At 31.4% G+C, this 602-nt stretch carries 1 protein-coding gene; it reads right to left on the bottom strand.

Annotated features, from left to right (window positions below; translation table 11 throughout):
- Positions 1 to 25: 25 nt before the first annotated feature.
- Complete coding sequence (locus tag AC1DJR_RS32735) at positions 26 to 586, bottom strand: nucleoside/nucleotide kinase family protein (RefSeq protein ID WP_429692446.1); 561 nt, start codon at positions 584 to 586, stop codon at positions 26 to 28.
- Positions 587 to 602: the final 16 nt, after the last annotated feature.

Here is a 602-nt window from a genome sequence, read left to right as displayed (position 1 = left end):
GACTTGTACATATTGTTTTATACATTTAACCATTCACAATCACTTCTCTTCGATTAAGTTCCTCTATTATTTGATTAATTATTTCACTTACAGATAAAGATCCATCCAATACAATATCCGAATTCGGCTTAACAGTATGAATTGCCTCTAAATAAGCTTTTCTCGCATGTGTCATGTAATGTTTCAAATTATTATGTATTTCACTCATTGTATCTTCTTTAAAATCTCTCAAAATTCTTCTAGCCATCGCAATATCTAAAGGTGTATCGATAAATATAGTTACATCAATGAATTGTCCCACTTCTCTATTTAAGTATGCAAAAGGATAATCTACAATAATATAATCTAAACTACTATCTTGTATAGAACGCTGAATATCATTCATTAGCGGTGTAAGTACCCATTCATCGTAATTAGCTCCATCATCAATCCATTTGCAAAGATCAACCGGACAGTTATCAAATTTATATCTATCAAAATATAGAGCCTTTGAGTTTTTCAACTCATGAGCTAAACTTTCTGTAATGGTAGTTTTACCGCCCCCTGAAACAGCTGCAATTGAAATTATTTTTGTTTTTTTATTCACGATTCCCACCAAACCC

It is taken from the genome of Bacillus sp. 05T31 (genome assembly GCF_056396725.1).
Note: the sequence above shows the minus strand (reverse complement) of the source record. Positions and strands in the feature narration are given on the sequence as shown.